This window comes from Methylorubrum rhodesianum, from assembly GCF_014199985.1.
Taxonomy (GTDB): Bacteria; Pseudomonadota; Alphaproteobacteria; order Rhizobiales; family Beijerinckiaceae; genus Methylobacterium; species Methylobacterium rhodesianum.
The window spans coordinates 81,936-107,995 of record NZ_JACHOS010000003.1 but is presented as its reverse complement, the minus strand read 5'-3'; the positions used below and the strand labels follow the sequence as shown (position 1 = coordinate 107,995).

Annotated in this window: 26 protein-coding genes; 11 read left to right on the top strand and 15 right to left on the bottom strand. The window is 71.3% G+C overall.

Features of this window, described 5'->3' with window-relative positions:
- Positions 1-2: 2 nt before the first annotated feature.
- Positions 3-1,226, bottom strand: a complete 1,224-nt coding sequence (locus HNR01_RS05135; RefSeq protein ID WP_183667012.1) for an efflux RND transporter periplasmic adaptor subunit — start codon at positions 1,224-1,226, stop codon at positions 3-5.
- Between the two features lie 281 nt (positions 1,227-1,507).
- Here HNR01_RS05135 and HNR01_RS05130 point away from each other — a divergent pair, with 281 nt between their 5' ends.
- Entirely contained in the window at positions 1,508-1,690 is a 183-nt protein-coding gene (locus HNR01_RS05130) for a hypothetical protein (RefSeq protein WP_012456101.1), read from the top strand.
- A 147-nt stretch (positions 1,691-1,837) separates the two neighbouring features.
- Here HNR01_RS05130 and HNR01_RS05125 read toward each other — a convergent pair whose 3' ends face one another.
- The 3 genes from HNR01_RS05125 to HNR01_RS05115 all read right to left on the bottom strand — a co-directional run bounded on the left by HNR01_RS05125 (position 1,838) and on the right by HNR01_RS05115 (position 4,683).
- Positions 1,838-3,106: a GGDEF domain-containing protein gene (locus HNR01_RS05125; protein ID WP_183667011.1), complete on the bottom strand. Its 1,269-nt coding sequence runs from the start codon at positions 3,104-3,106 to the stop codon at positions 1,838-1,840.
- A gap of 129 nt (positions 3,107-3,235) precedes the next feature.
- A complete protein-coding gene (hspQ, locus tag HNR01_RS05120) occupies positions 3,236-3,574 on the bottom strand; it encodes a heat shock protein HspQ (RefSeq protein ID WP_026105486.1) in 339 nt (112 codons plus the stop codon).
- Between the two features lie 59 nt (positions 3,575-3,633).
- Positions 3,634-4,683: an HpcH/HpaI aldolase/citrate lyase family protein gene (locus HNR01_RS05115; protein WP_096486714.1), complete on the bottom strand. Its 1,050-nt coding sequence runs from the start codon at positions 4,681-4,683 to the stop codon at positions 3,634-3,636.
- 524 nt (positions 4,684-5,207) lie between these two features.
- Here HNR01_RS05115 and HNR01_RS05110 point away from each other — a divergent pair.
- Positions 5,208-6,515 (top strand): patatin-like phospholipase family protein, encoded by a 1,308-nt coding sequence (locus HNR01_RS05110; RefSeq protein WP_183667010.1) that lies wholly within the window; start codon positions 5,208-5,210, stop codon positions 6,513-6,515.
- A 103-nt stretch (positions 6,516-6,618) separates the two neighbouring features.
- Here HNR01_RS05110 and HNR01_RS05105 read toward each other — a convergent pair whose 3' ends face one another.
- Complete coding sequence (locus HNR01_RS05105; protein WP_017484251.1) at positions 6,619-7,194, bottom strand: winged helix-turn-helix domain-containing protein; 576 nt, start codon at positions 7,192-7,194, stop codon at positions 6,619-6,621.
- 283 nt (positions 7,195-7,477) lie between these two features.
- Positions 7,478-8,575 carry a replication protein RepA gene (locus tag HNR01_RS05100; protein ID WP_017484252.1) on the bottom strand — a complete coding sequence of 366 codons (1,098 nt, stop codon included), beginning with the start codon at positions 8,573-8,575 and terminating at the stop codon, positions 7,478-7,480.
- 788 nt (positions 8,576-9,363) lie between these two features.
- Here HNR01_RS05100 and mazG point away from each other — a divergent pair.
- Complete coding sequence (mazG, locus tag HNR01_RS05095) at positions 9,364-10,218, top strand: nucleoside triphosphate pyrophosphohydrolase (RefSeq protein ID WP_183667008.1); 855 nt, start codon at positions 9,364-9,366, stop codon at positions 10,216-10,218.
- A gap of 133 nt (positions 10,219-10,351) precedes the next feature.
- Here mazG and HNR01_RS05090 read toward each other — a convergent pair whose 3' ends face one another.
- From HNR01_RS05090 to rimO, 4 genes are all read right to left on the bottom strand, one after another.
- On the bottom strand, positions 10,352-10,519 hold the full coding sequence (locus HNR01_RS05090) for a hypothetical protein (RefSeq protein ID WP_017484254.1): 168 nt from the start codon (positions 10,517-10,519) through the stop codon (positions 10,352-10,354).
- Between the two features lie 112 nt (positions 10,520-10,631).
- Entirely contained in the window at positions 10,632-11,054 is a 423-nt protein-coding gene (locus HNR01_RS05085) for a DoxX family protein (RefSeq protein WP_183667006.1), read from the bottom strand.
- 11 nt (positions 11,055-11,065) lie between these two features.
- Complete coding sequence (locus HNR01_RS05080; protein ID WP_017484256.1) at positions 11,066-11,251, bottom strand: hypothetical protein; 186 nt, start codon at positions 11,249-11,251, stop codon at positions 11,066-11,068.
- Positions 11,252-11,319: 68 nt separating this feature from the next.
- Positions 11,320-12,666, bottom strand: a complete 1,347-nt coding sequence (gene rimO / locus HNR01_RS05075; RefSeq protein WP_017484257.1) for a 30S ribosomal protein S12 methylthiotransferase RimO — start codon at positions 12,664-12,666, stop codon at positions 11,320-11,322.
- Between the two features lie 346 nt (positions 12,667-13,012).
- Between rimO and HNR01_RS05070 the strand changes: the two genes are divergently transcribed.
- From HNR01_RS05070 to HNR01_RS05055, 4 genes are all read left to right on the top strand, one after another.
- Positions 13,013-13,174: a hypothetical protein gene (locus HNR01_RS05070; protein ID WP_183667004.1), complete on the top strand. Its 162-nt coding sequence runs from the start codon at positions 13,013-13,015 to the stop codon at positions 13,172-13,174.
- A 161-nt stretch (positions 13,175-13,335) separates the two neighbouring features.
- Positions 13,336-14,769 carry an aminodeoxychorismate synthase component I gene (gene pabB, locus HNR01_RS05065; RefSeq protein WP_183667002.1) on the top strand — a complete coding sequence of 478 codons (1,434 nt, stop codon included), beginning with the start codon at positions 13,336-13,338 and terminating at the stop codon, positions 14,767-14,769.
- Positions 14,766-15,395, top strand: coding sequence for an anthranilate synthase component II (locus HNR01_RS05060; protein WP_017484260.1), 630 nt, complete (start codon positions 14,766-14,768; stop codon positions 15,393-15,395). The genes pabB and HNR01_RS05060 overlap by 4 nt, the downstream gene beginning before the upstream one ends.
- On the top strand, positions 15,382-16,239 hold the full coding sequence (locus HNR01_RS05055; protein WP_183667000.1) for an aminotransferase class IV: 858 nt from the start codon (positions 15,382-15,384) through the stop codon (positions 16,237-16,239). The genes HNR01_RS05060 and HNR01_RS05055 overlap by 14 nt, the downstream gene beginning before the upstream one ends.
- 25 nt (positions 16,240-16,264) lie before the next feature.
- Here the strand turns inward: HNR01_RS05055 and pncA are convergent, their stop codons facing one another.
- The 3 genes from pncA to HNR01_RS05040 form a co-directional block, all read right to left on the bottom strand.
- Positions 16,265-16,900 carry a bifunctional nicotinamidase/pyrazinamidase gene (pncA, locus tag HNR01_RS05050; protein ID WP_183666998.1) on the bottom strand — a complete coding sequence of 212 codons (636 nt, stop codon included), beginning with the start codon at positions 16,898-16,900 and terminating at the stop codon, positions 16,265-16,267.
- 83 nt (positions 16,901-16,983) lie between these two features.
- Positions 16,984-17,955: a quinone oxidoreductase family protein gene (locus tag HNR01_RS05045; protein ID WP_183666996.1), complete on the bottom strand. Its 972-nt coding sequence runs from the start codon at positions 17,953-17,955 to the stop codon at positions 16,984-16,986.
- 264 nt (positions 17,956-18,219) lie between these two features.
- Positions 18,220-18,447, bottom strand: coding sequence for a hypothetical protein (locus HNR01_RS05040; protein ID WP_017484264.1), 228 nt, complete (start codon positions 18,445-18,447; stop codon positions 18,220-18,222).
- A 607-nt stretch (positions 18,448-19,054) separates the two neighbouring features.
- Between HNR01_RS05040 and HNR01_RS05035 the strand changes: the two genes are divergently transcribed.
- Positions 19,055-20,281, top strand: coding sequence for an FAD-dependent monooxygenase (locus HNR01_RS05035; RefSeq protein ID WP_183666994.1), 1,227 nt, complete (start codon positions 19,055-19,057; stop codon positions 20,279-20,281).
- A gap of 54 nt (positions 20,282-20,335) precedes the next feature.
- Here HNR01_RS05035 and HNR01_RS05030 read toward each other — a convergent pair whose 3' ends face one another.
- The gene (locus tag HNR01_RS05030; RefSeq protein WP_017484266.1) at positions 20,336-20,788 is read right to left on the bottom strand and encodes a DUF488 domain-containing protein; all 453 of its coding nucleotides are present in this window, start codon (positions 20,786-20,788) and stop codon (positions 20,336-20,338) included.
- 197 nt (positions 20,789-20,985) lie between these two features.
- Between HNR01_RS05030 and HNR01_RS05025 the strand changes: the two genes are divergently transcribed.
- Entirely contained in the window at positions 20,986-21,837 is an 852-nt protein-coding gene (locus tag HNR01_RS05025) for a glycoside hydrolase family 25 protein (protein ID WP_017484267.1), read from the top strand.
- A gap of 337 nt (positions 21,838-22,174) precedes the next feature.
- A complete protein-coding gene (locus HNR01_RS05020) occupies positions 22,175-22,936 on the top strand; it encodes a Crp/Fnr family transcriptional regulator (protein ID WP_183666992.1) in 762 nt (253 codons plus the stop codon).
- Here HNR01_RS05020 and HNR01_RS05015 read toward each other — a convergent pair.
- The gene (locus HNR01_RS05015; protein WP_183666990.1) at positions 22,933-23,157 is read right to left on the bottom strand and encodes a hypothetical protein; all 225 of its coding nucleotides are present in this window, start codon (positions 23,155-23,157) and stop codon (positions 22,933-22,935) included. The genes HNR01_RS05020 and HNR01_RS05015 overlap by 4 nt on opposite strands.
- Between HNR01_RS05015 and HNR01_RS05010 the strand changes: the two genes are divergently transcribed.
- Positions 23,156-25,960: a PAS domain S-box protein gene (locus tag HNR01_RS05010; protein WP_183666988.1), complete on the top strand. Its 2,805-nt coding sequence runs from the start codon at positions 23,156-23,158 to the stop codon at positions 25,958-25,960. The genes HNR01_RS05015 and HNR01_RS05010 overlap by 2 nt on opposite strands.
- Positions 25,961-26,060: the final 100 nt, after the last annotated feature.

Genomic DNA, 26,060 nt, shown 5'->3' with positions numbered 1-26,060 from the left:
CCTCAGCGCAGCCCGGCGGCGGCCTGAGCCGCGCCGGAGAGGACCGGCCGCACCCGGTCGCCGTCGCGCAGGAACGAGCCGGCGCGGGCCACCACCGCCTCGCCCGCCGCGAGGCCGGTGCGCAGCTCCGTAAAGCCTTCGGCCGAGAGGCCGGTCTCGACGTTCCGGGCAGAGACGCGGCCATCCGAGACGGCGAGCACGCTGGCCGAGCCGTCGGCGGCGTAGAGCACGGCGGCGAGCGGCACCGCCACGCCCTCGCGCCGGGCGACCTCAACCCGGCCGCGGGCGAAGGCGCCGATATGCAGCGCCGGGTCGGCATCCAGGCGGATGCGGACCCGGCCGAGCCGGGTCGCCCGGTCGACCTCCGGATAGACCCGGCGCACGGCGCCCTGCGTCACGCGCCCATCCTCCCATTCGAGGCGGGCCGGGGCGCCGGGCTTCAGCTGCGGCAGGGCGAATTCAGGCACCTCGCCCTCCAGCTCGATCTCGCCGCGGGCGATCAGGCGGAACAGCGGCTCGCCGACGGCGGTCGCGGTGGCGCCGACCCGCGCCGTGCGGCGGCTGACGATGCCGGCCTCCGGCGCCCGGATCTCGGTGCGGGCCCGGCGCAGGCCGATCTCGCGCGCCTGCGCCCGCGCCGCGGCCAGATCCGCCTCGGCGAGCGCCAGCCCGGCCTTCGCAGCGTCGAGGCGGCCGGCCGCGGCCTGCGCCGCCGAGACCCGCTGCTCCAGGGTGACGGCGGTGGCGTTGCCGGTCTTCACCAGGGCCTGCGCCCGCTCCAGGGCCTGCCGCGCCTCGGTCTGGACGGCCTGCGCCTGGACGATCTGGCTCCTCGCCTGGACGATGGCGGCCTCGGCCTTCGCGGTGGCGGCGAGGTTGGCCGCCTCCTGCGTCTCGATCATCTCCAGGGAGAGGCGCGCCAGCACCGCGCCGCGCTCGACCCGGTCGCCTTCCTCGACCAGCAGGGCGACGATGCGCAGGCCCTCGATCTCGGGGGCGACGAGGATCTCGTCGCGCGGGACCAGCGTCCCGGTCACCACCGCCCGCTCGACGATCTCGCGGCGCTCGGCCGGGACCACGCTCACCGCCGGCAGGAGCGCGGCGGGATCGGGAAGGCCGGCCGCCGGCGGTTCCTCGGCGGCGCGGAGCGGCACCGCGGCGAGAGGAGCGACGAGGAGGGTCGCGAGGCAGAGCGCGGCGGGACGAAGGGACAGACGGGCCGGCATTGCGAATCGCCTCACGGGGCGCGCCGATGCGCCGCAGCCTGCATCGGGAAGGCAGCCGGCGATTTCGTGGCGCGGTCGTCCCACCGCCTCGGTTCGCAGGGAGGCCGGCCGGACGCGTTGCATAGGGGCAACATAATGCTCGGGGCGCGATCCCGCATCACCGGAACAGCGTTCTCGCCAGTCGCCGTGCGGAGGAGCCGCCCCGAAACCAATCCTCGGTGCAACCGTGTCGGATTCGCCGGGTTGTCTGATCGAGAGATACCCGACGACGGACGGCTTCTATGAGCATCTTCCAGATCCGGCAGAAGACGAGCGGCGCGATCCTCTGGACCGGCAGCGCCGACGACGAGCACACCGCCCTCGACGCGATGGCCCGCGAGGCCGGCTATCCCGATTATTCCGCCTTGCCCGACACCCTGCGGGCGGCGGGCTTCGAGACGGCCAAGCTCGACCTGATCTCTTGAGCCTGATCTCCTGAGGCCGACCGAGATCGGTCCGGCCTCAACCCACAATCGACGGATCGATCGACGGGGGCGTCCGCCATGCGGGCGCCCCTTCGTCGTGGGGCCTCGACCAAACCTCGATCGAACCTCGGATCGGGCCTGGGCGCCTCAGGCGCAGCAACCCTTCTCAGAGGAGAGCGGAGACGGCACCGTGTTCGGCTGGCGCTTCCCGGAGCCACGCTCCGGGACGGGCTGCATCAGGCGGCGGACGTGCAGCCGGTCGCGGCCCTGACGCTTCGCCTCGTAGAGCGCCGCGTCCGCCAAGGCCGTCAGGGCCTCGAGGGATGTGTCAAGTCTGGCCGAACCGCCGGTGAACAGGGCGGCGCCGATGCTGACCGTGGCGCCGGCCGGCAGATCCCGGCGGCTCGCGCGGGCCATGCGCGCGCCGATCGCCGCGCCGAGGTCGCGAACCGCCGCCTCGTCCAACCCCGGCACCAGGATCACGAATTCGTCGCCGCCGAGCCGTGCCGGGATCGCCTCCCGCACCAGCTCGGGTTCGGACGCTTCGGCCAGCACCGCCGCGAGCCCCTCCGCGAGCCCCACGAGGAGACGGTCGCCGGCGGCATGGCCGAAGTTGTCGTTGACCGTCTTGAAGCGGTCGATGTCGAGCAGCAGCAGCGCCCCCGGCCGGCGTCGCGCGGCCATCGCGCCGAGGGCCGCATTCGCCCGGCTCTCGAAGGCGCGGCGATTGTAGAGGCCGGTGAGGGCGTCGCGCTCGGCCAAGGCGGCCATCGCCTCCTCGCGGCGGCGGCGCACGGCGGCGGCCATGATCAGGGCGAGCAGCACCTCGACGACGATGCCCTCCACCAGCGAGACCTGGATCAGCACGCCCTTGAAGCCGACGATGCTGACGAAGGCGCCGGGCAGCGGCACCAGCAGCGCCTTGGCGGCGTAGAAGGCGCCGTGGATGGCCAGGACGAAGCCGAGGCCGTCCGAGGCCGCGGTCCGCTCCGCGAAGGAGGGCCCCGCGCGCGAGAGCAGGCCGTGGGCGGCCCTCAGCGCGACCAGGGCGACCAGGGCGGAGTTCGTGACCGCGAAGACCGGGGTGGGATCGATTCCCTCAGGCAGGAGCAGGAGCCCGGCCCAGGGCAGCAGCAGGCCCCACCAGAGCGGCGCGACCCGGCGCCGGGTGAAACGGGCGACACCGAACAGGAACAGGAGATGGGCCACGACGAGCAGGCCGTTGGCGAACCAGACCCCGACGAGGAAGGAGGTGGCGCGCAGCAGCGACAGCGAGCTGCCGAGGACGATCACGGCGAAGCCGGCGCTCCAGAACAGCAGCACCCGGTTGCGCAGGGTCCACCACTCGAACGCCAGGAAGCCCGCGGCGGCGGCGGCCGCCACGAGGCTCATGAACAGCATGGTGACCACGTCCATCGCGATCAGACATCCGGGCAACGGTGACGTTGCCCTATCCGATAGCAACCACGGTTGAACAAAGCGTTCCGCGGCGCGAATGCGATGTACCCGGGCCTCGATCCGATGTCCGGGCCGATCCGCGCGCGGTCAGTTCGCGTGGCCGATGCGCATGCGGTAGGCGCCGTCGGCGCTGCGCTCGAACACCTCGCTGATGCCGGCATGGCGCAGGGCCTCGCCGGAGGTGTCGGGCACGAGGTTCTGCTCCGAGACGTAGGCGACGTACTCGCTGTCCGCGTTCTCGGCGAGCAGGTGGTAGAAGGGCTGGTCCTTGCGCGGCCGCACGTCTTCCGGAATCGCGAGCCACCATTCCTCGGTGTTGGCGAATTCCGGATCGACGTCGAACACGACGCCGCGGAACGGGTAGATCCGGTGCCGGACCACCGCCCCGAGGCCGAATTTGGCGGTTCTCATGCTGGTCTGGGTCATGACCGATAGATAGGCCTCGCGCCCCTTCCGTTCCAACGCGAGGCCACCTTCCGCGACGATCAGGGCAGATTGTAGACCTTGGCCAGGTCCGGGTCCTTCTCGGCCACCAGCCGGGCGAGATCGACGATGACCTTGGCCTGCTTCCAGGTGGCGTCGTCCTGCATCTTGCCGTCGATCATCACCGCCCCGGTGCCGTCGGGCATCGCCTCGACGATGCGGGAGGCGAAGTTCACCTCGGCCGGATCGGGCGCGAACACGGTCTTGGCCAGCGCCACCTGGCTCGGATGCAGGGTCCAGGCGCCGGCGCAGCCCATCAGGAAGGCGTTGCGGAACTGTACCTCGCAGGCCGCCGCGTCCGAGAAGTCGCCGAACGGGCCGTAGAAGGCCTTGATGCCGTTGGCCATGCAGGCATCGACCATCCGGGCGATGGTGTAGTGCCACAGATCCTGCTGGGCGGATGCGCGCTCGGCGTCGCCCTTCGGGTCGGAGAGGACGCGGTAATCCGGGTGGCCGCCGCCGACGCGGGTGGTCTTCATGCCGCGGGACGCCGCGAGATCGGCGGGCCCGAGGCTCATGCCGTGCATGCGCGGCGAGGCGCAGGCGATGGCATCGACGTTGGCCACGCCCTCCGCCGTCTCGAGGATGGCGTGGACGAGGATCGGCTTCTTGACCCCGTGGCGCGCCTCGAGCTGGGCCAGCAGCTGGTCGATGTAGTGGATGTCCCAGGGCCCCTCGACCTTGGGCACCATCACCACGTCGAGCTTGTCCCCCACCTCGGCGACGAGGGTGAACAGGTCGTCGAGGATCCAGGGCGAGTTCAGGGCATTGATGCGGGTCCACAGGCCGGTGCCGGAGGCCGCGAAATCGGTGGCCTTGGCCATCTCGACGAAGCCCTTGCGCGCCGCCTCCTTCTGGTCGGCGGGCACCGCGTCCTCCAGGTTGCCGAGCACCACGTCGACCGTCTTGGCGAGTTCCGGCACGCGGGCGCGGACCTTCTCGTTGTGCGGCGGCACGAAGTGGATCATCCGCTCGAGCTTGATCGGCAGTTCGCGGAACGGCTCGGGCGCACCGGCGGCGAGCGGCTGGAAGAAGCGGCGCGGCAGTTTCATCGGCTCTCGATCTCCGGCTTCATGAAGGATTTCTGGGTGAAGGATTTCTGGCGATGGGCTCGGCGTCCGCCCTCCGCCTCCGTCCTCGGGGTCGATGGTTGTCCCTGGCGTCGATGTTCCTGGCGTTAGAGCACGGCGCCCCCCGGCGTAAAGCCGACCTTGGTCGCCCCCTCTTCACCTGTCCGCGCGCTGCTCCCGCCGGGTCGGATCGTGCGCCCGCGCACATAGGATGCCGCGCATCCTTCGGTGGAGGATCCGAAAGTTCAGATTGCACCCCCAAGCGAATTGGAAGACGATCCGCGAAGGTTCAGGCGTTTTCATCAAGACGTCGCGCGTCTTCGCGCCGGATGCCCGGCCGCCAAGACAGGTTCGGGGCCTTCCGCAGCGTGAGCGCGGAACGCGCAGAACGGCAAAGCTTGCCCGGCGAAGCATTCGGCGCCGGGCCGGCAGGACGGAACGGACCGCCACGACCCGTGTTTTCCGGCCGAGGCGGGCTGTCGAACACCGTCGGGAGACGTGCGTCGATGCCGAAACTGTTCAACGAACCGACCCTGCAGATCCACCCCTTCGGCCGGCGGATCGGCCGGCCCCTGACCGGCCTCCTCGTCGCGCTGACCCTGGCGCAAGGGGCCTTCGCGCAGGGGGCGCTCGCGGGCGAGCGAACGAAGAAGCCGGCCGACGCGCGGCCGGACTACACCGCCGCCCAGGCCGCGACCGCGCGGCCCGAGGGCCTGCCGGCCTCGGTGCGGATCGCGGGCGACGACGTCGGCGCGTTCCAGGCCCTGATCGACGGGGCGCCGCGCGCCGCCGATCCCTGGCTGGTGCTCTCCGGCGGCGGCGAGAACGGCGCCTTCGCCGCCGGCCTGCTGTCCGGCTGGTCGGAGCGCGGCGACCGTCCCGAATTCGGCGTCGTCACCGGCGTCTCGACCGGCGCGCTGATCGCGCCCTTCGCCTTCGCGGCGCCGACGCTCGGGGCGACGGCCGACGCGGCGCTCAAGCAGAACTACACCGAGATCTCGGCCGCCGACGTGTTCGAGTTCGGCGGCACGCCGGATTCGCTGACCGACACTTGGCCGCTCAAGGAGCGGATCGGGCGCGCGGTGACGCCGGCCCTGCTCAAGGCCGTGGCGGCCGAGCACGCCAAGGGCCGCCGCCTGCTGATCGTCACGACGCAGGTCGACAGCGAGCGGCCGGTCGTGTGGGACATGGGCGCGATCGCGAAGCGCGGCGCCGAGACCGGCGACCCGCGGGCGCTGGCCCTGTTCCGCGCGATCGTGCTCGCCTCGACCGCGGTGCCCGGCGTGTTCCCGCCGGTGGCGATCCCCGCCGAAGCGGCGGACGGGGCGGGCACGAAGGCCAAGCCCTTCGCGGAGCTGCACGACGATGGCGGGGCGATGGCCCCGTTCTACCTCGCGCCGGCCGCCGCCCTGGAGGGCGAGGCGCGGCTGCGCCTGCCGACGAACCGGGTCTACCTCGTCGTCAACAACCGGCTCGAACCGGAATTCCAGATGGCCTCGCGCACCACGCTCTCGGTGCTCGGCCGCACCATGTCGGCGGCGATCAAGGCGCAGACCCGCGCGGCGCTCGCGCTCTCCAAGGCCTATGCGGCGCGCACCGGCCTCGACCTGCGGATCGCGCTCATCGACGGGCGCTTCGCCAAGACCTCGGAGAAGCCCTTCGACCAGCCCTATATGCGGGCGCTGTTCGCCCACGGCGAAGCTCTGGCCCGCGACGGCAGCGCCTTCGTCCAGGCCCATCCGCCCGCGACCGCCCTGGGCCGGGAGCGGCGCGACGTGACGGAATCGACCGGCTCCGTCACGGCCTCGCGCTGACGGCGCGGCCGTCCCGCCGAAACACGGGGGAGGCGGGGTTCACAGGCGGCTCGGCGCGGGCCGCCTCCTCGTGTTTCGAGCCAGCGGCGGACGGGACCGCAGCTTATGCCTCCTCGGCATCGGCCGGGGCGTAGACGGCCTCGCCCAGGCGCTTCAGCGGGCCGCCGGGGCCGGAGCGCTTCCAGAGCCGGGTGTTGAGCGCCGCCACCGGATCCTGCCCCGGCAGGGAAAACCCCCGCTCGGTGATCCGCGCCAGGATCTCGCTGGCATGCAGCGGGCGGCCCGCCTCCTCCAGAACGGCGAGCGCCGCCTCGATCACCGCCCGGCCGTAGCGGCGGGCGAGCACCGTCTCCGAAAGACCCGTCTCCCCTTCGGCCGGAGCGGCGAAGGCCGGAGCCGGCGGTTTTTCGCGCTCGGCGGGAGGGGGAGCCGGTGGAACGGCCGGCGCCTGAGCCGGCTGCGGCGTGTGCGGCGGGGTGGACGGCGGATCGGGGTCGGGGGCGGGCGCTTCCGCTCGCCCGCCCTCATCGGGCACGGCCGAGGCGGGAGCGGCCGGACCGCCGAGGCGGCGGCCGAGATCGAGGTAGAGGAGGAGGTCGGCGATCTGCCGCTCGATCACGTCGCGCTGCCGACGCAGCGCCTCCAGCCGCGCCACGGCCTCCGCTTCCGACAGGACCATGCTGGGCTTCCCGTTCGCCTATTCCCATGAGGGACTGAGTCCGGAATAGGGAATGGCACGGAATGGAAGAAAAAACCAGACCGGAATATTCTATCTTCCCTTCCTCCCGAACGTCCGATGGCGCATCGTGTTCGAGGCAATCCGCTACGAAGGAAGGGAATAATGCCCTATTCCGAAGGGGCTGGGAAAATTCCGATCGGTTCTGTCGGAACATCGTTCTCGATCCGAAGGAACGGGATCCCAGAGGGAATATTCCGATTCGGGCCGTGTCCGAGTCCGGCCGTCAGGCCCGGGCCGCGACTGTCGCCGCGCGAGCGCCGCGGGCGGCTTTGGGGGGCACCAGCAGGCTGCCGGGATCGGCCGGGTGCAGCAGCATGCCGCCCTCGTCGAGGTCGATCCGCAGCCGCGGAAACACCTCCAGCAGGCCGGCGAGATCCGCCTTGAAGGCTTGGCGGAAGCTGCGCAGGCTGGCGTTCTCGGCCCCGAACTGGCGGTGCAGGTTGTCCCAGGTCAGCCGCAGGGGGCGCTGCAGGGCGCGGAGGCGGTAGCCGGTCCAGAACAGGAGGTCGAGCTTGCGCGCCGAGCCGGAGAAGGCGCGCGCGGCGCGGATATCGACCGGCAGGGCGTGGCGGATCAGGCTGTCGTAGAAATCCTGGTGGAACGAGACCGTGCGCTGCCAGACGAGGCCGTCCTCGCCGCGCCGCCACAATTCGAGCTGGCGGAAGGGAGGCACGTTGAGGGTCGAGGCCTGCCCCTCCCCGTCCCACAGGCCGATCTGCATCGAGCAGGCGGCCAGTCGGTTGAGCTGTTCCTTGAAGGCGCCGATGGTGCCGCGCTCGCCGCCGGTGACGGCAAAGCCCATCGCCTTCATGAAGCCGGAGAGGCTGTCGGCGACCTCGATGGTGGGGCTCCTCTGGCGCACCGCCTCGGTGCAGAGATGCAGCAGCACCAGCCGGGCCTTGGGGCCGTAGGGCAGGCCCTGCAGCTCCATCTCGCCGGTGACCGGGTTCTTGAGGCGCCCTGCCGACAGGCTCAGCGAGTTGCGGCCGTATTCCCGCACGAAGTCGCGGGCATCGCCGGGATCGCGGTAGGGCAGGCCGCACAGCGCCAGCACCGAGTGCAGGTGCTGGAGGTTTTCCGGGCCGGTGGGCTCGTTCTCGATCACCTCGCGCACGGCGTCGCGGCGGCGGCGGTCGCGGCCCATGGCCTCGCGGGCCCTGGCCTCCTCCCCCGCCTGCGCCCGGGCGGCGTCGCGCTCGCGCTGCCGGTACAGCAGGTGCTCGACGATCGGCGCGAACAGGAACCCGCCCCGCGCCGCCTCCAGCTCCGCCTGCAGATCCGGGTCGCGGATCGCGGCGATCTTGGCCTCCAGCCCCGACATGGCGCGCCCTCAAGACCTCCCGCTGCGTGTCACGTCGTCCGCCTCTCGAGCACGGGCCCCGGACGAAAGGCGCCGGGGACCACAGGGCCGCAACCGATCTGTCACGATTCGGCTCCGCGGAGTCCCGTGACCTTTCGGAGTTTTCCCGGGAATCCACGCTTGGCGCCCCGAATCCTGCACAGGCGCGTCGCTCCCGGCCTGGGGGGCGGCCAGAGGGGAGGTCGAGTGAGGCCGAACCGGCGCGCAGAGTTCCATACGCCCGCGGGCCGGCCCGAATCCGCCTGCGCAGAGTTCGATACGCCCCCCGGCCGCCGACTTGTCCCCGCTCTTCCCCGCTCGAACCGGTTTTGCACGCCGAATCCGGTACGGGTGCGCGCAGAATCCGATGCGCACAGCCCGGCCCCGCGCGCAGAATCCGATGCGAGGCCGCGCAGAGTTCGATGCAGTTTCGCGCAGAGTTCGATGCGCGATCGGGTCCTAAGCCACGGTCGGATCGAGGCTTTTCCGCCCACCCTATAACCTGCAGAACTGACTCCCTGAGAATCCTTAACAGATAGCTTTCCTAGGGAGGGTGGAGCTGCGTTCGCCAAACCGAACGGGGCTTTCTTCTCGTCTTTTCAAAAGGAATAAAAGGAATTTTGCACAGGCTTTGCCCCTTCCCTCCCCGCTCGGGGCGCCCGAACCGGCGCTGCGCCCGGATGGCGGACGGTCTATGAGACGGGTGATGAGTCGGTCTCGGAGCGGGGGTTCGGCCGAGACCCGGACGACCGATGCGGAACGGAAGAGCGATGAACGAAGCGCCGATCGACAGGCTGCTGACGCTGATGGCGCGCTTGCGCGATCCCGAACGGGGCTGCGCCTGGGACGTGGCGCAGAGCTACGAAAGCATCGTCCCCTACACGATCGAGGAGGCCTACGAGGTCGCCGACGCGGTCGAGCGCGGCGACCGGGCGGACCTGCGCGACGAACTCGGCGACCTCCTGCTCCAGGTCGTGTTCCAGGCACGCATCGCCGAGGAGGAGGGTGCCTTCCGCTTCGACGACGTCGCCGAGGCGATCTGCGCCAAGCTGATCCGGCGCCACCCCCACGTCTTCGACGCGTCCGGGGACATCCTGCCGCCCGAGCGGCGTCCGACCGATCCGGCGGCGATCCAGGCGGCCTGGGAAGCGATCAAGGCGCGCGAGCGGGCGGACAAGGCGGCGGCCGGCAAGAGGGACGACAAGGGGGCCGGCAAAGGTGAGGCGGCGGGACCGCTGGCCGGGGTCTCCCGCGCCCTCCCCGCCCTGGCCCGGGCCGACCGGATCTCGAAGCGGGCGGCGGCCGTCGGCTTCGACTGGCCGGACGCGGCCCAGGTTCTCGCCAAGGTGCGCGAGGAGGTCGACGAGGTCGAGGAGAGCCTGGGCGCGGGCGAACCGGAGGCGGTGTTCGAGGAGATCGGCGACCTGCTGTTCTCGGTCGCCAACCTCGCCCGTCACGCGGGCGTCGATCCGGAGGAGGCGTTGCGGCGCGGCACCCTCAAGTTCGAGCGCCGCTTCACCGCCATGGCGGACCGGCTCGCCGCTGGAGGCCACGCCCTGCAGGGCACGCCCCTCCCCGCCATGGAAGCGGCTTGGCAGGCGGTGAAGCGCACCGAGAAAAGCTGAAGCCCGGTCCCGGGGATCCCGAAGGGCCTCAGGCCCTGGGGCGGGTCTTCACGGCGGAAAACCCCGGGATCGGCGAAGCCGAGCGGCAGGGCTCCGCCCTGCACCCGCGAAAGGACGTATCCTCTCGAAACCTCTACTTCTTCGTCCGGGGCTCGCCCTTCTTCGCCGGCGTCGGGCAGGGCGTCTTCGGCTTCAGACGCTCGACGACCTGCTCCAGGGCGCGTTCGACCGCCGCCTGCTCCGGCGGTGCGGCGCCGTCCTGCGGGCGATTCCTCGGGTTCGAGTCGCGGCTCTTCGGCATGGGTGCGAGCCTAGACAGGGTTGCACGCCGAAGACCACCGGTTGAGCCCGCCCGGATACGCTGCCGGTGCCGTTTTCCTCAGCGAAAAGCCTTTTGCGATTCCGGGTTAATCTTAACGAGGTGCTCCGTGCGTGTCCGTTGATCTCGCCGCGAACGGCCAGTCGATGGCGCGGACGGCGTAGAGCGCCCACCACACCATCACCGGCTGAAGCGCCAGCCGGGGGCCGTGATACCACCACGTGTCGGGAATCGGCGGCACGGAAATCCCCTCCACCGCCTGCTTGATGTTGGCCGGGAACACGCAGACCGCGTAGAGGGCCAGCATCAGGCCGGCCAGCCGCCGCAGCCGCGGCACGAGCAGCGCCAGGGCGCCCGCGATCTCGCACAGGCCGGTGCCGATCACCACGAGGCGCGGCGCGGGCACCCAATCCGGCATGATCGGCAGGAAGCGGTCGGTGGCGGCGAGGTGGACGACGCCGATGAAGCCGTAGAGCCCGATCAGACCGAGGCGCAGCCAGCGGCGGTCGCCGCGCATCCTGGGATGCGTCAGGCGGAACGGTCGTCCCCGGCCGGCCGCTTGCTCTCGCCCGACTTCGTGTTGCCGCGCGCGGCTTCCTCGGCCTCGGTGCCGGCCCGCTCCATCGGGCCGGCCTGCGACTTCAGCCGGCCGGTGGCCGGATCCTTGGGCGAGACCGCGGCCTCGTTGCTCTGGTCGCGCTGCTCGTCCGCCATCGTTGCCTCGTTCGCTTCGTTTCCGTGACGGGGCAACGTTTCCGTACGGGCAGCGGTTCGCCCTGCCCTCAGACCGCGATGCCGTGCAGGTCGTAGGCGTCGGCCCGCTCGATCTTCACCGTGACGATGTCGCCGGGCCGCACCGGGCGGCGCGAGGCGACGTGGACGCTGCCGTCGATCTCCGGGGCGTCGGCCTTGGAGCGGCCGCGCGCGACGCTCGGGCCCGCCTCATCGATGATGACTTGGAGGCGCTTGCCGACCTTCGCCCGCTGCAGCCTGAGCGAGACGAGGCCTTGCGCCTCCATGAAGCGGCGCTTGCGCTCGGCCTTCACCTCCGGCGGCACCAGCAGGCCGAGATCGTTGGCGGGCGCGCCCTTGACCGGCTCGTACTCGAAGCAGCCGACGCGCTCCAGCTTGGCCTCGCGGATCCAGTCGAGCAGTTCCTCGAACTCGGCATCCGTCTCGCCGGGGAAGCCGACGATGAAGGTCGAGCGGATGGCGAGATCCGGGCAGATCTCGCGCCAGCGCCGGATGCGGTCGAGCTGCTTCTCTTGGTTGCCGGGCCGGCGCATGCGCTTGAGCACCGAGGGGCTCGCGTGCTGGAGCGGCATGTCGAGATAGGGAAGGATCTTGCCCTCGGCCATCAGCGGGATGACCTCGTCGACATGCGGGTAGGGGTAGACGTAGTGCAGCCGCACCCAGGCCCCGAGCTCGCCGAGTTCGGAAGCCAGATCGTAGAAGCGGGCCCGCACCTCCCGGTCGCGCCACGGGCTCGTGGCGTAGCGGGTGTCGATGCCGTAGGCGGAGGTGTCCTGCGAGACGACCAGCAGCTCCTTCACCCCGGCCTTCACCAGCTTCTCGGCCTCGCGCAGCACGTCGCCGGCCGGGCGGCTGACGAGGTCGCCGCGGAGCGAGGGGATGATGCAGAAGGTGCAGCGGTTGTTGCAGCCCTCGGAAATCTTCAGATAGGCGTAGTGGCGCGGGGTGAGCTTGACCCCCTGCGGCGGGATCAGGTCGAGGAACGGGTCGTGGGCGGGCGGCACCGCCTCGTGCACGGCGGCGACCACCGACTCGTAGGCCTGCGGGCCGGTGACGGCGAGCAGGTTCGGGTATTTCTCGCGGATCTCGTCGGGCTGCGCGCCCATGCAGCCGGTGACGATCACCCGGCCGTTCTCGGCCATGGCGTCGCCGATCGCCTGGAGCGATTCCGCCTTGGCCGAATCCAGGAAGCCGCAGGTGTTGACGATGACCACGTCCGCCCCGTCGTGGCGGCGCGACAGCTCGTAGCCCTCGGCGCGCAGGTGGGTGAGGATGCGCTCGGAATCGACGAGCGCCTTGGGACAGCCCAGCGACACGAAGGAGATCCGCGGCGCGGCGGCGCCCTTGGTATCCGAGGGGGAGGCGGTTGCGGTCATGACGGCTCGTTGGGGCGGCCTCCCTGAAAGAGGGCCGTGCGTCCTGCATCGATGGCGGTGGATGCGCCGATATAACCGCATCGTGGCGCGGTTGCGAGCGTGGCCGGAAACAGCAGCGATCGGAATCGGATGGAGCGCGACCGCATCAGCCTGCGCATCCGGAATCCGAAACGGCCGGCGGCGGAGCTGTGCGGCGCCCCGCGCACCAGCCGCGAGGGACTGCCGCTTCCCGGACGCGACGCGGAGACTACGCCACCTTCCCGCTGAGCGAGGGCGCCGGCCCACCCGCCGATGCTGTCTCGGCCGCCGCCGAGCGGGTCGCGCTCTGCGGCGACCGGCTCCGGGCGTGGCGGAGGGCGGCGCGGTCGCGTTGTTCGTGGGCTGGTCCATGACGGGCGGCAATTCCGGCGCCCTGTTCGAGCCCGAACTCCTGGGCCGGCTCGGGGGCCGGCTCGGGGCGCTCGGCGTCGGTCTGTCGCTCGACATCGATTCCAGAGCGGATACGTAGGAGAGTATGGAGACAAAATGTTTATTCTATTCCAGCGATTTAAGATCCTATCCTGAACTATCGGATGAACGGCATGGCCGGTGCCGTGCATACCTCTCCCGCGAGGCTGGAAGGTGGTGGCGATTGACTGACACGCGCCGCGCGCCCTTGGGTACGTCCGAATGAGCGCCGCACGAGGCACGGCAACCGAACCCATGGTCTGGACCCGCGAGATTCCCTTCATCGACCCGGTCGCGGCCGCCGCGCGGCTCACCCGGCTGCCCGGGCTCGCCTTCCTCGACAGCGCCATGCAGCACGACACGCTGGGCCGCGTCTCGGTGCTGGCCGCCGACCCGTTCGCGCGCTTCCGCTACCGCGACGGCCGCGCCACCCTCGACGGGCGCGCGGTGGCCGGCCGTCCGCTGGAGGCGCTGCGGGCCTGCCTCGCGCCCTACCACCTCGCGCCGCGGGCCGACCTTCCGGCCTTTCCGGGGGCGGCGATCGGCTACTTCGCCTACGATCTCGGCGCGAGCCTGGAGCGGGTCGATCCGCCGGCGCGCCGGGCGGGGCTCACCGACGACATCGCCTTCAATCTCTACGACACGCTGCTCGCCGTCGATCACGGACGACGCACCTGCCTGCTGATCGCCACCGGCTTTCCGGAGACCAGCCCTGCGGCGCGGGAGCGGCGGGCCGGGGAGCGGCTCGACCGCTTCGCGGCCCTGCTCGCCACCGGGAGCGAAGAGCCGCCGGCCTGGACCGGCGCCGAGCTCGCATGGCGCTCGAACTTCTCACGACAAACATATGAAAACGCTGTCGAAAAGGTGCGCGACTATATCCGTGCGGGCGACATCTACCAGGCCAATATCGCCCAGCGCTTTTCCGCCGACCTGCCGCCCGGCTTCGACCCGTTCGCCTTCTATCGCCGCCTGCGCGAGACCAACCCGGCGACCTTCGGCGCCTATCTCGAATTCGAAGGGCTCACCGTCGCCTCCTCCTCGCCCGAGCGCTTCCTCAAGCTCGCGGGGCGGTCGGTCGAGACCCGGCCGATCAAGGGCACCGTGCGCCGCGATCCCGATCCCGTCCGCGACGCCGAGATCGCCGCCGCCCTCCAGGCCAACCCGAAGGAGCGGGCCGAGAACATCATGATCGTCGACCTCCTGCGCAACGACCTGTCGCGGGTGTGCGAGCCCGGCAGCGTGCAGGTGCCGACCCTGTGCGGGGTGGAATCCTATGCCGGCATCCACCATCTCGTATCGGTGGTCACCGGCACCCTCCGAGCGGAGGCGGATGCCCTCGACCTGATCGAGAAGACCTTTCCCGGCGGCTCGATCACCGGCGCGCCGAAACTCAGGGCCATGGACATCATCACCGAGATCGAGGGCGATGCGCGGGAACTCTATTGCGGGGCGATCGGCGCGCTCGGCTTCGACGGATCGCTCGACACCTCGATCGCGATCCGCACCGTGTTCATGGACGGCGCCCAAGCCGTGCTCCAGGCCGGCGGGGGCGTGACGCTGCTGTCCGAGCCCGGCCCCGAATACGAGGAGACGCTGACCAAGGCGGCCCGCGTCTTCGCGGCCTTCGAGGCGGCCTTCGAGGAGACGGGCGCATGATCCTCGTCGTCGACAATTACGATTCCTTCGTCTTCAACGTGGTGCGCTACTTCGAGGAGCTCGGCGAGCAGGTCGAGGTCGTGCGCAACGACGCGCTGGATGTCGCCGGCATCCGCGCCCGCAACCCCGAGGCGGTGGTGATCTCGCCGGGCCCCTGCACGCCGCAGGAGGCCGGCGTCAGCCTGCCCGCGATCCGCGACCTGTCCGGCGAGGTGCCGATCCTCGGCGTCTGCCTCGGCCATCAGGCGATCGGCGCGGCCTTCGGCGGACGGGTCGAGCGGGCGGGCCGCCCGCTCCACGGCCACGCCACGCCGATCCGGCACGGCGGCGAGCGGCTGTTCGAAGGCTTGCCGCAGCCGATGCAGGTCGGCCGCTACCACTCGCTGATCGTGACGCCGACGCCGGAGATGGAGCGCCACCTCACCGTCGACGCCGCCTCGGGGGAGGGCGAGGTGATGGCGCTGTCGCACCGGACGCACCCGACCTGGGGCATCCAGTTCCACCCGGAATCGGTGCTGACCGAGAACGGCCACGCGCTGTTTGCTAACTTTCTCAAGGGCGCCCGCGCGTGGCGGGCGGCGGGTGCGTCCGAGCGGACGAACAGGCTCGCCGATGCTGTGGTCTGACGGGCGCCTGGTCGAGGGCGGCACCCTCCCCTTCGCCATGGCCGACCGCGGCCTGCTGCTCGGCGACGGGGTGTTCGACACGGCCCTCGGCGTCCAGGGCCGGGTCGCGTTCGAGGCCGCCCATGTCGACCGCCTCACCGCCGCGGCGGCGGCGCTCGGCTTCGTTGTCGACCGCGCGCCGATCATCGAGGCGATGCGGGCGCTCGCCGGCACCGTGCCGCTCGCGGCGATCCGCACCACGCTGACCCGCGGCCCCGGCCCGCGCGGCCTCGCCCCGCCGCCCGAGCCGGCGCCGCTCCTGTTCGGCAGCGCGGCGCCGGCCCGCGCGTCCCTGTTCTTCGCGCCCCTGCGCCTGACGTTCACGTCGATCGCCCGCAACGACACCTCGCCGACCGCGCGCCTCAAGACGCTCGGCTATCTCGACGCGGTGCTCGCCGCCCGGGACGCGCAGGCGCAAGGCTTCGACGAGGCCCTGTTCCTCAACACGAAGGGCCGCGTGGCCTGCGCCGGGACCGGCAATCTTTTTGCGGTTTCCGAGGGGACGCTCGTCACACCGCCGCTGGAGGACGGCGTGTTGCCGGGCATCGTCCGGGCCGAGATTCTCTCGAAGATCGCGCCGGACCTCGGCCTCGCGGTCGAGGAGCGCCCGCTCCTGCCCGCCGATCTGGAGTCCGCGGAGGCTATGTTCGTCACCAACTCCCTGCGCCTGCTCGCGCCGGTGTCGGCGCTCGGTGCGCGGGCCTATGACAGCGCCGGGCATCCGGCCCTTCAACGTCTGTGCGGGGCGGTTCGGGCGGCGGTGGCGGAGGCGTGCGGGATCGAGGCGGAGGCGCTCGACCCGTGATCCGGGATCCGGTGATGCCTGGACGTCAGGCGAGCGAGGCGAGGTCGCTGCTGGCGATGCGACCGACCCCGGCCCGCGCCATCGCCTCCCAGGCCCGCGCCAGCGAGCCGTCGAGATCGATGCCCCGCACGGCATCCTCGACCACGAGAACCTCGAACCCGGCTCGGCGCGCGTCGAGGGCGCTCCAGAGGACGCAGAAATCGGTGGCGAGGCCGGCGAGGAACAGGCGGGTCAGGCCGCGCTCGGCGAGATAGCCGCCGAGCCCGGTCCGGGTCCGGCGGTCGGCCTCCAGGAAGGCCGAGTAGCTGTCGATGCCGGGGTGGCAGCCTTTGCGGATCACCAGCTCGGCCCGCTCCGCCCTCAGATCCGCGGCCAGCTCGGCGCCGCGCGTGCCCTGCACGCAATGCTCCGGCCAGAGCACCTGCTCGCCGTAATGCAGATCCGCGGTGTCGAAGGGCGCCTTGCCCGGATGGGTCGCGTGGAAGGAGGCGTGGCCGGGCGGGTGCCAGTCCTGGGTCAGGATGACGTGGGGCATGTGCGCCGCCAGCCGGTTGATCGGAGCGATCACCGCATCGCCGTCGGGCACGGCGAGCGCCCCGCCGGGCAGGAAATCGTTCTGCACGTCGATCACCAGCAGAACGTCGGTGCTTGGGAGACGCATGGCAAAGTCCGAGGGTTCCGAGGGATGCGTTCCTCGGCGGGTCCGGGCGGCGCCCGGAACCCCTGTGTCCTAGGATCGGCGGATCACGGCGTCATCACCGTCGCGCCCGTCGTCTGTCGCCCGGCGAGGTCGCGGTGGACCTGCGCCGCGTCGGCGAGCTTGGCCCGGGCATGGATCGGGATCTTCACCGCCCCGCTCGCGACCACCTCGAACAGCTCGGCGGCGTTGGCGTCGAGGCTCTCGCGGGTGGCGATGTGGGTGAACAGCGTCGGGCGGGTGGCGTAGAGCGAGCCCTTGGCGGCGAGGATGCCGATGTCGAACGCCTCGATCGGCCCGGACGACGAGCCGAAGCTCGCGAAGATGCCGAAGGGCTGCAGGCAGTCGAGGGAGGCGGGGAAGGTCGCCTTGCCGACGCCGTCATAGACCACCGGCACGCCCCTGCCCCCGGTGATCTCCTTCACCCGGGCAGCAAAATCCTCGTCGCGATAGAGGATGACGTGGTCGCAGCCGTGTTCGCGGGCGAGCTCCGCCTTCTCGGCCGATCCGACGGTGCCGATCACGGTGGCGCCGAGATGCTTGGCCCATTGCGTGGCGATGAGGCCGACGCCGCCGGCGGCGGCGTGGAACAGGATCGTGTCGCCCCGCTGCACCCGGTAGGTCCGGCGCAGCAGGTACTGCGCCGTGAGTCCCTTCAGCATCATCGCGGCGGCGGTCTCGTCGGAGATCGCATCGGGCACGTGGACGACGCCCTTGGTGTCGACGACGACCTCCTCGGCATAGGTGCCGGTGGCGCCGGCATAGGCGACGCGCTCGCCGAGGCGGAAATCGGTCACGCCCTCGCCGAGCGCGTCGACCACGCCCGCGCCCTCCTTTCCGAGGGTGAAGGGGAGCGAGGGCGCCTTGTAGGCGCCGGAGCGGAAGTAGATGTCGATGAAGTTGACGCCGACGGCGGTCTGGCGGACGCGGATCTGGCCCGGCCCCGGCTCGGGCGAGGGCACGTCCTCGTAGACCATCGCCTCCGGCCCGCCATAGGCATGCACCCGGATCGCCTTCATCGCGTTCTCCCGCGTTCTGAATGCCTCTCGACATTGCCGCCGCGCCGTCGCCGAGGAAGGCGATCGGGTCATCGGCCGGGCGTCTTGCGAGGCGCTTCGAGTCTCGAACTTCGGGCGAGATATCGGTCCGGCGGCGACAAGCAAGGGGCAGGCGCCGTCACCTCGGGCGCTTATGCCCGAAGCACACCGGCCGGCACAGGGACAGGGGGTTGGAAGGGACTTGGAAGAGGCTCGGAGCAGTGCCTTGCCGGGGGCCCTCGCCCGTCAGCCCTCCCGCACCGCGACCTGCATGCCCATGCCCGACAGACAGCGCTCGATGCGCTCGGTGAGTTCCGGCGTCAGCTCGCGCACCTGGACGTGCAGGGTCCCGGTATCTTCCGGGCGCACGGTCACCCGGTAGCGCAGCCCCTCGTCCTCCATCTGGCGCAGCAGGTTGCCGCTCGCCGTGGTCATCGCCGTGATGTGCTGCTCGACCAATTCGGGTTTCATCATCCGCGGCCACCCTGCCCGTCCACCCCGTTCCGCCGGGACGGGGAGACGCCCCCATTCCCGTCGCGCGGCGGCTGGCCGTTGTGGACGGGAGGAAACAGCCGCGCGAGCCCCCGCGCGACCCCCGAGAGAACGGGATCGAAGGCGGACTCGAGCCGTGTCCGTCCGGTTTCCGGCTGCGAGGTGATGAATGGCTTCATGGAACGCCCCCCTCGGACGTCAATATTCGTTCAGGCTCCCGGAGAGTGCGGCGTGAGCGCGCAGTTCTCTCAACATAGGTTGGCAATGCGGCGGGGGGGATTTGGTTTCATTACGCTCCGATCCATTCGCGATCGAATGCTCCCTCGCCCTCCGAACCTTCCGGGCGGGCGCTCGACGCGAGCAGCCCCGCCCGGCCCGACGGTCGAGCGGCGATGCCGGTGCCCTCGCATGCTCGCGGACACGCTCCCCGGCGCGCCGGCACCCGGCGGCAGGACCATCGCTCCTCACGGCACCCGCCCCGGACCCTTCGGCCGCACTTGACCCCGCGCCCGCCGCACCTCTGTAGAGGGCCGGTCTTCGATCTTCGCCCCGAGGAGACTTCAATGGGCACTTCAAGGAGGCTCCCGTCGTGACGGTCCCGGTGCAGACCCCCACCGCCGCCTCGCCGCCGCGCTTTGCCGTGGCGGTGGTGGGGGCTGGGGCGGCGGGACTCGCCGCCGCCCTGGCGCTGGCCCGCGACGGGGTCGAGACCGCGCTCGTCGGACGGCACGCGCCGGTGGCGGACGGGCGCACCGTGGCCCTGCTCGACGGCTCGGTGCGCTTCCTCACGGTGCTCGGCGCTTGGCCCGAGATCGCCCCGCACGCCAATCCGCTGGCCGAACTCCAGATCGTCGACGACACCGGCAGCCTGTTCCGGCCGCCGCCCGCCCGCTTCTCGGCCTCCGAGATCGGCCTCGACGCCTTCGGCTGGAACGTCGAGAGCGCCCGCCTCGTCGAGACCCTGCGCGGTCAGGCCCGCACCACGCCGGGCCTGACCCTGTTCGAGGCGGATTCGGCCGGGATGCGCCTTGAGCAGGGCGCCGCCGTGCTGGACCTGGAGGACGGGCGCCGGCTCGCCGCGCAACTCGTCGTCGGCGCCGACGGCGGTCGCTCGCCGCTGCGGGCAGCCTCGGGGTTGCGCACGCGCGAATGGTCCTACCCGCAGGCGGCGCTCACCACCCTGCTCGCCCACGAGCGGCACCACCACGACATCTCCACCGAGTTCCACACCCGCAACGGGCCCTTCACCCTCGTGCCGCTCCCCGGCGGCCACCGCTCCAGCCTCGTCTGGGTCACGGCCGAGCGGGCGGCCAAGCGTCTCTCGGGCCTCGACGATGCCGATCTCGCCGGCGCGGTCGAGCATCAGGCCCGCTCGATGCTGGGCGCCATGCGGATCGACGGACCGCGCGGGCTCGTGCCGATGCGCGGTCTCTCGGTGGACCGCCCGGTCGCCGACCGCCTCGCCCTGATCGGCGAGGCCGCCCACGTCTTTCCGCCGATCGGGGCGCAGGGGCTCAATCTCGGCCTGCGCGACGCGGCGGCCCTGCGGGACGCGGTGTTCTCCGCCCGCGAGGCGAACCGCGATCCCGGCGCGCCGGGATCGCTCGCTGGGTTCGGGCGGTCGCGGGGCGTCGATGCGCGCCTGCGCGGCGCGGCGGTGGACCTGCTCAACCGCTCGCTGCTCACCGATCTTCTGCCCGTCGATGCCCTGAGGGGGCTGGGGCTCCTCACCCTCGCAGCCCTTCCGCCGCTGCGCCGCCTCGTGATGCGCGAGGGCGTGCAGCCGCGCCTCGGCGCCCCCAGCCTCATGCGCTGACGCTTCCGGACGTTCGGGGGCAGCCGCGGAACGCGGCCGGTCCCTTCAGAAGAATCACAAGAAGTCGCCGTAGAGATCGACCGCCTCGAAGCCGCGCGGCGCCAGTCGCTCGGCGAGCACGCGGCGGTGGCAGCGGGCGGGGTCGCGCTCGAAGCAGAGCAGGCAGACCGGCCGCTCGGCTGCCAGCTCCGCCAGGGCGTCGAGGGCGAGCCCGCCATCGGCGGTGTCGAGCACCTCCTCGCAATAGATCCGGCGCATCAGGCCGGCATCGTGGGCGCGGGCCGCCTCGCGTCCGGATTTCGGCGTGCCGAGGCTGCGGAAATGCTCGTAGCCGAGCCCGGCCTCCGCGAGCCCCGCCTTCAGGGCGCCCTTCGAGAAGCCGCGCTTGCGCGAGTTGGCCACCGCGCGCACGTCGGCGAGCACGGCCACGTCCGCCGCCTTCAAGGCGGCGTGCAGGCGGTCCGGCGACAGGCCTTCGTATCCGATGGTGAACAGAGTCTTGCGCATCGCGGGCTCAGGGAAAATTCAGGATCGGCAAGGTTTTAGATGGGGGCGGCCCGGCCATCGGACAGACCCGCCGGGGCCTATGTGCCTGCGGCGCAACGCCTTCCGGAATTCCGCCGCAATGCCAGCAAAGTTCTGTTAACCCGATCAAGGGCATCGAATACCCATTGAAGTCGCACGCGAGAAGTGGCGGGCCGTCGATGTCGCTGGACACCGAATTTACCTCGAGGCGCGCACCGGCTCCGCGCCGTTGGCTCAAGCGCGGGTTCGCCGCCCTGATGCTCTCCGGGCTCGCCGCCTGCGCCGCGCAGAACGACTTCTACCCCACCAAGGGCGACGTGAAGCCCCATCCCGGGGTGGCGCGGGCCAAGAGCCACCCGATCCAGGGCATCGACATCTCGAAATGGCAGGGGCCGATCAATTGGGCCTCGGTCAAGTCGGCCGGCACGCAGTTCGCCTTCATCAAGGCGACGGAGGGCGGCGACCACGTCGACGAGCGCTTCCGCGAGAACTGGGACGGGGCGGGCCGGGCCGGCGTGCCGCGGGGGGCCTACCACTTCGTGTTCTGGTGCCGCTCGGCCGAGGACCAGATGGCGTGGTTCAAGCGCAACGTGCCGAACGATCCGACCGCCCTGCCCCCGGTGCTCGACGTGGAGTGGAACGGACACTCGGCTAAGTGCCCGAAGAAGCTGCCCAAGGCCCAGGCGCTCGCCATGATCCAGTACATGCTGGACGAGATGGAGTCCTACACGGGCAAGCGGCCGATCATCTACACGGACATCACCTTCCACAAGGACGTCCTCGAGAACGAACTGCCCGATTACCCGCACTGGGTCCGCTCCACGGCGGCCGAGCCCGAGCAGCGCTTCGCCAACCGCAAATGGATGCTCTGGCAGTTCACCTCGACCGGCCGCGTGCCCGGCGTGCGCGGCGACGTCGACCGCAACGCCTTCTACGGCAGCCCGACCGAGTGGGCCTCGTTCCTCGCCACGGACTGCGATCCGCGCGAACACCGGCGCCTGTCGAGCCAGGGTCTCTGCACCGGCAAGTAAACGCCCGGCCCGCGGGCGAAATCCGCATTCGCGATCCCGAAGCGGACCGACCGGATCGGTGACGAGCCCGGTCGGCGGGTCGGATCAAGCGACCAATCGGCGTAAGTCGAGCGAGCCGATTGGCCGAGCGCGATCCGTGTTGGGCTGGGGGCTGCCTAAGTCAGAGCATCTTATGTTATGTTGCCTTTCGGCATGCTTCCGTAGTGAGGCAGGGCACGACTTGGCCGTGATCTGGATTTTTTGAGATTCGACGGTGAATCTGTCTACTTGTAGACAGACTGTGCGCCGAGCGTTGCGCTAGGAGCCTCCGGCGACCCTTACGGACTTCGAGTTGTACATGCCTTCGGCCACAGAGCGCTGCTTCGAAGGCAACCTGCTCCTGAAATGCCTGAGTCCCGAGGATCGCGGCCTGCTTCTGCCCGACTTGGAACGGCAGGAGTTCCAGCGCGGCGACACCCTGTTCGCCGCCGGCCGCGAGGTCGACTTCATCAGCTTCCCCCTCGATCAGACCGTCGTCACCCTCCTGATCTCGATGATCGACGGGCGCAGCGCCGAGACCGCCACGATCGGCCGGGAGGGGGCGGTCGGGGGCGTGGTCAGCAACGGCGGCCTGCCGGCCTCGACCCATGCCCTGATCCAGATCGCCGGTCCGATCCTTCGGATGGAGTCGGTGCGGCTCCAGGAGGCCAAGCGGCGCTCGGAATCCCTGCGCAACCTCTTCACCCGCTACTCCGACTGCCTGCTCGCGCAGGTGCTGCAATCGGTCGCCTGCAACGCCCTCCACCCGATCGAGGAGCGCTGCCTGCGCTGGCTCCTGACGCTTCAGGACCGGCTCGACAGCAACGTTCTGCCGATCACCCAGGAATCGCTGGCCGCGATGCTCGGCGTGCAGCGCACCTATCTCACCCGCATCCTGCGGATGCTGCAGCAGCAGGGATTGATCGAGGTCGGGCGCGGGCGGATCACCATCGTCAACCGGGCGGCGATCGAGGAGGTCGCCTGCGAGTGTCATGCCTGCGTGAAACGTCATTACGAGACCGTGCTCGGGGCGGTCTACAGTCCGGCCGGGCGGCTCGTCGCGATCGAGCCGCCCGTCTAGGCGGCTCTCAGGGCGACCGGACACCCCGGATTTTCCATCAGGATTTTCCATCGGGAAGCACGACGATCCCGGCAGACGTCTTGTGCCCGAACCGACACCGATGCACCATCGCCACCGTCCGGATCGCCGGTCACCGCAGGCGGCTCCAGGGGAAGGGCGCCGCGATCGCCCGGCTCGCCGGGCTCGTCCTTGCCGGGTTCGTCCTTGCTGGGTTCGTCCATGAGCCGACTGCCCGACGATCTCGCAACCTCCGGTGAGGCCGAGCGGCTGGCCGTTCTGGCCCGCTACGGCATTCTCGATACCCCGCCCGAGGACGCCTTCGACGATGCCGTGGCGCTGGCCGCCCAGCTCTGTGCCGCGCCGATCGCCCTGATCGGCCTGCTGACGAGCGACCGGCAATGGTTCAAGGCGCGGCTCGGCTTCGCACCGGCCGAGATCGGGCTCGACCGTTCGCTCTGCGTCCACACGCTGGCCGGACGCGACGTCCTGACCATCGCCGACCTCGCCGCCGACCCGCGCACCCGCACCAACCCGCTCGTCGCGGACGAGCCCCGGATGCGCTTCTATGCCGGGGCGCCCCTGGTGACCCCGGAGGATGTGGCGATCGGCACGCTGTGCGTGCTCGACACCGTCCCCCGGCCGGAGGGCCTGAGCGCCGCACAGGCGGCGGGCCTGAAGGCGCTGGCCCGAACGGCGATGACGCAGCTCGAACTGCGCCGGGGCATCGCGGACCGGAAGACCGAGGCCGCGATCCTGGCCGATAGCGAGCTGCGCCTGCGGCTCGCGGTCGAGGCGGCCGGCGTCGGCATCTTCGACTACGACCTCGTGGCGGGCACCCTCGCCTGGGACGGGCGCACCCGCGCGCTGTTCGGGGTCGGGCCGGACGAGGCCGTGAGCTACGCCGGCACCTTTCTGGCCCGCCTCCACCCCGAGGACCGGGCGCGCACCGACGCCGCCGTGCGGGCGGCCCTCGACCCCGACGGGCCCGGCCTGTTCGACGCGACCTACCGCACGATCACGCGTGCCGGCACGGCGATCACCTGGGTCGCGGCCCGCGGCACGCTCGTGGTCGAGCAGCATGGCGGCGTGAGACGGGCGCGGCGCCTCGTCGGCACGGTGCGCGACGTGACCGCCGAGCGCGCGGCGCAGGCCGCCATCGCCGCGACCGAGGAGCGCTACCGCCTCGTCACCCGCGCCACCAACGACGCGATCTGGGACTGGGACCTCGTCGCCGACCACGTGCTGTGGAACGAGGCGCTGCAGGCCGCCTATGGCTGGGCGCCGGAGACGGTCGAGCCGACCGGCCGATGGTGGCTCGACCATGTCCATCCCGAGGACCGCGCCCGGGTCGAGGCGGATATCCGCCGCGTCATCGACGGCGACGGCCAGGACTGGCGCCACGAATACCGGTTCCGCCGTGCCGACGGCGCCTACGCCGACGTGCTCGACCGCGGCTCGATGGCGCGCGGGCCCGGCGGCACGCCGCTGCGGATGATCGGCGCCATGCTGGACCTGACCGAGCGCAACCGTGCCGCCGCCCAGCTGCGGGCGGTGGTCGAGAGCGCCAATATCGGCATCGTGCAGATCGATCCGCGCACCATGGTCGCGCTGGAGGCCAACCCGAAGCTCTGCGCGATCTGGGGGGCGGAGGAATCCGACATCGTCGGGCATTCCATCGCCAAATGGACGCCGGAGGCGGATGCGGCGGAGCGCGACGATCTGCACCGCCGGCTCGCCGCGGGCGAGATCGTGCGCGAGACGCTGGAGAAGCGCTACCGTCGCAAGGACGGGCGGCTGATCTGGGGCCGGGTCAACCTCGTCTCGCAGCTGCGCGGCGAGGCGATCCGGGCCACGGCGATGATCGAGGACATCACCGCCGAGAAGGCGGCCGAGGCGCGTCAGACGGCGCTGATCGAGCTCGGCGACGGCTTGCGCGACGCCGCCGGACCCGCGGAGATCCGCGGGATCGCGGCCCGGATCCTCGGGCGCATCCTCGGCCTGTCGCAGGCGGGATACACGGCCGTCGATGCCGCCGGCGGTCTCGCGATCGGGCGCGAGATGCCCGGCGGGCGGGCGGATCCCGCGCCGTATCCGGCCACGCTCGCGCGGCTGCGCGGCGGCACGATCCTGGCGGTGGCCGACCTGGCCGCCGATCCGGGCCTCGCGCCGGACGCGGGTGGCTACGCGGCCGTCGGCGCCCGCGCCCTGGTCGGCGTACCGCTGATGCGGCGGGGCGACCTCGTCGGCCTCGTCTACGCCCACGCCGCCGAACCGCGGGCCTGGGACGCGGGCGAGATCGATTTCGTCCGCGAGGTGGCCGGGCGGGTCTCCGTGTCGCTCGCCCGCATCCAGGCCGAGGAGCAGCAGCGCTTCCTCAACCGCGAGCTGAGCCATCGCCTGAAGAATACCCTGACCATGGCCCAGGCCATCGCCTCGCAGACCCTGCGCAACACCACCGACATCGCCGCGGTGAAGGAGGCGCTGGTGGCCCGGCTGGTGGCGCTCGGCAAGGCGCACGACATCCTGCTCTCGGGCGAGGGCGAGGGGGCGGCGCTGGAGGCGGTGATCGCCGGTGCGCTGGCGATCCACGACGACGGCGAGCCGGGCCGCATCCACCTGTCCGGTCCGGCCCTGGAGGTCGGGCCGAAGGCCGCCCTGTCGCTGGCTCTGATGATCCACGAACTCGCCACCAACGCCGCCAAGTACGGCGCCTTCTCGGTGCCGGGCGGCCGCGTCGGCATCGCGTGGACCGTCTCGCAGCTGCACTGGCGCGACGACGCGCCGGACGAGGGACAGGAGGAGGAGCGGGACGAGGGACAGGAGACCGAGCCGGTCGTGACCCTGACCTGGGCCGAGCGCGGCGGGCCGCCGGTGACCGCCCCCACGCGCAAGGGCTTCGGCTCGCGCCTGATCGAGCGCGGATTCTCGGGCGCGGTCGGCGGCCAGACGCAGATGATCTACGCCCGCGAGGGCGTGACCTGCCGGATCAGGGCGCCCCTGAAAGGGCTCCTCGAAAAAGAATAGAGCGAAAAACGGGGGCGCGGGGCAACGAACGGGCCGCTCGCCGCTTGTCGGCAGGACGCCCCAGGCGCGCTCCCCACGGCGCGCTCCAAGGACATCCGGG

Coding starts and splice junctions, on each gene's coding strand:
- HNR01_RS05135 (WP_183667012.1), bottom strand. CDS start 1,226: ATGCCGGCCCGTCTGTCCCTTCGTCCCGCCGCGCTCTGCCTCGCGACC.
- HNR01_RS05130 (WP_012456101.1), top strand. CDS start 1,508: ATGAGCATCTTCCAGATCCGGCAGAAGACGAGCGGCGCGATCCTCTGG.
- HNR01_RS05125 (WP_183667011.1), bottom strand. CDS start 3,106: ATGGACGTGGTCACCATGCTGTTCATGAGCCTCGTGGCGGCCGCCGCC.
- hspQ (WP_026105486.1), bottom strand. CDS start 3,574: ATGACCCAGACCAGCATGAGAACCGCCAAATTCGGCCTCGGGGCGGTG.
- HNR01_RS05115 (WP_096486714.1), bottom strand. CDS start 4,683: ATGAAACTGCCGCGCCGCTTCTTCCAGCCGCTCGCCGCCGGTGCGCCC.
- HNR01_RS05110 (WP_183667010.1), top strand. CDS start 5,208: ATGCCGAAACTGTTCAACGAACCGACCCTGCAGATCCACCCCTTCGGC.
- HNR01_RS05105 (WP_017484251.1), bottom strand. CDS start 7,194: ATGGTCCTGTCGGAAGCGGAGGCCGTGGCGCGGCTGGAGGCGCTGCGT.
- HNR01_RS05100 (WP_017484252.1), bottom strand. CDS start 8,575: ATGTCGGGGCTGGAGGCCAAGATCGCCGCGATCCGCGACCCGGATCTG.
- mazG (WP_183667008.1), top strand. CDS start 9,364: ATGAACGAAGCGCCGATCGACAGGCTGCTGACGCTGATGGCGCGCTTG.
- HNR01_RS05090 (WP_017484254.1), bottom strand. CDS start 10,519: ATGCCGAAGAGCCGCGACTCGAACCCGAGGAATCGCCCGCAGGACGGC.
- HNR01_RS05085 (WP_183667006.1), bottom strand. CDS start 11,054: ATGCGCGGCGACCGCCGCTGGCTGCGCCTCGGTCTGATCGGGCTCTAC.
- HNR01_RS05080 (WP_017484256.1), bottom strand. CDS start 11,251: ATGGCGGACGAGCAGCGCGACCAGAGCAACGAGGCCGCGGTCTCGCCC.
- rimO (WP_017484257.1), bottom strand. CDS start 12,666: ATGACCGCAACCGCCTCCCCCTCGGATACCAAGGGCGCCGCCGCGCCG.
- pabB (WP_183667002.1), top strand. CDS start 13,336: ATGAGCGCCGCACGAGGCACGGCAACCGAACCCATGGTCTGGACCCGC.
- HNR01_RS05060 (WP_017484260.1), top strand. CDS start 14,766: ATGATCCTCGTCGTCGACAATTACGATTCCTTCGTCTTCAACGTGGTG.
- HNR01_RS05055 (WP_183667000.1), top strand. CDS start 15,382: ATGCTGTGGTCTGACGGGCGCCTGGTCGAGGGCGGCACCCTCCCCTTC.
- pncA (WP_183666998.1), bottom strand. CDS start 16,900: ATGCGTCTCCCAAGCACCGACGTTCTGCTGGTGATCGACGTGCAGAAC.
- HNR01_RS05045 (WP_183666996.1), bottom strand. CDS start 17,955: ATGAAGGCGATCCGGGTGCATGCCTATGGCGGGCCGGAGGCGATGGTC.
- HNR01_RS05040 (WP_017484264.1), bottom strand. CDS start 18,447: ATGATGAAACCCGAATTGGTCGAGCAGCACATCACGGCGATGACCACG.
- HNR01_RS05030 (WP_017484266.1), bottom strand. CDS start 20,788: ATGCGCAAGACTCTGTTCACCATCGGATACGAAGGCCTGTCGCCGGAC.
- HNR01_RS05025 (WP_017484267.1), top strand. CDS start 20,986: ATGTCGCTGGACACCGAATTTACCTCGAGGCGCGCACCGGCTCCGCGC.
- HNR01_RS05020 (WP_183666992.1), top strand. CDS start 22,175: ATGCCTTCGGCCACAGAGCGCTGCTTCGAAGGCAACCTGCTCCTGAAA.
- HNR01_RS05010 (WP_183666988.1), top strand. CDS start 23,156: ATGAGCCGACTGCCCGACGATCTCGCAACCTCCGGTGAGGCCGAGCGG.
- HNR01_RS05015 (WP_183666990.1), bottom strand. CDS start 23,157: ATGGACGAACCCAGCAAGGACGAACCCGGCAAGGACGAGCCCGGCGAG.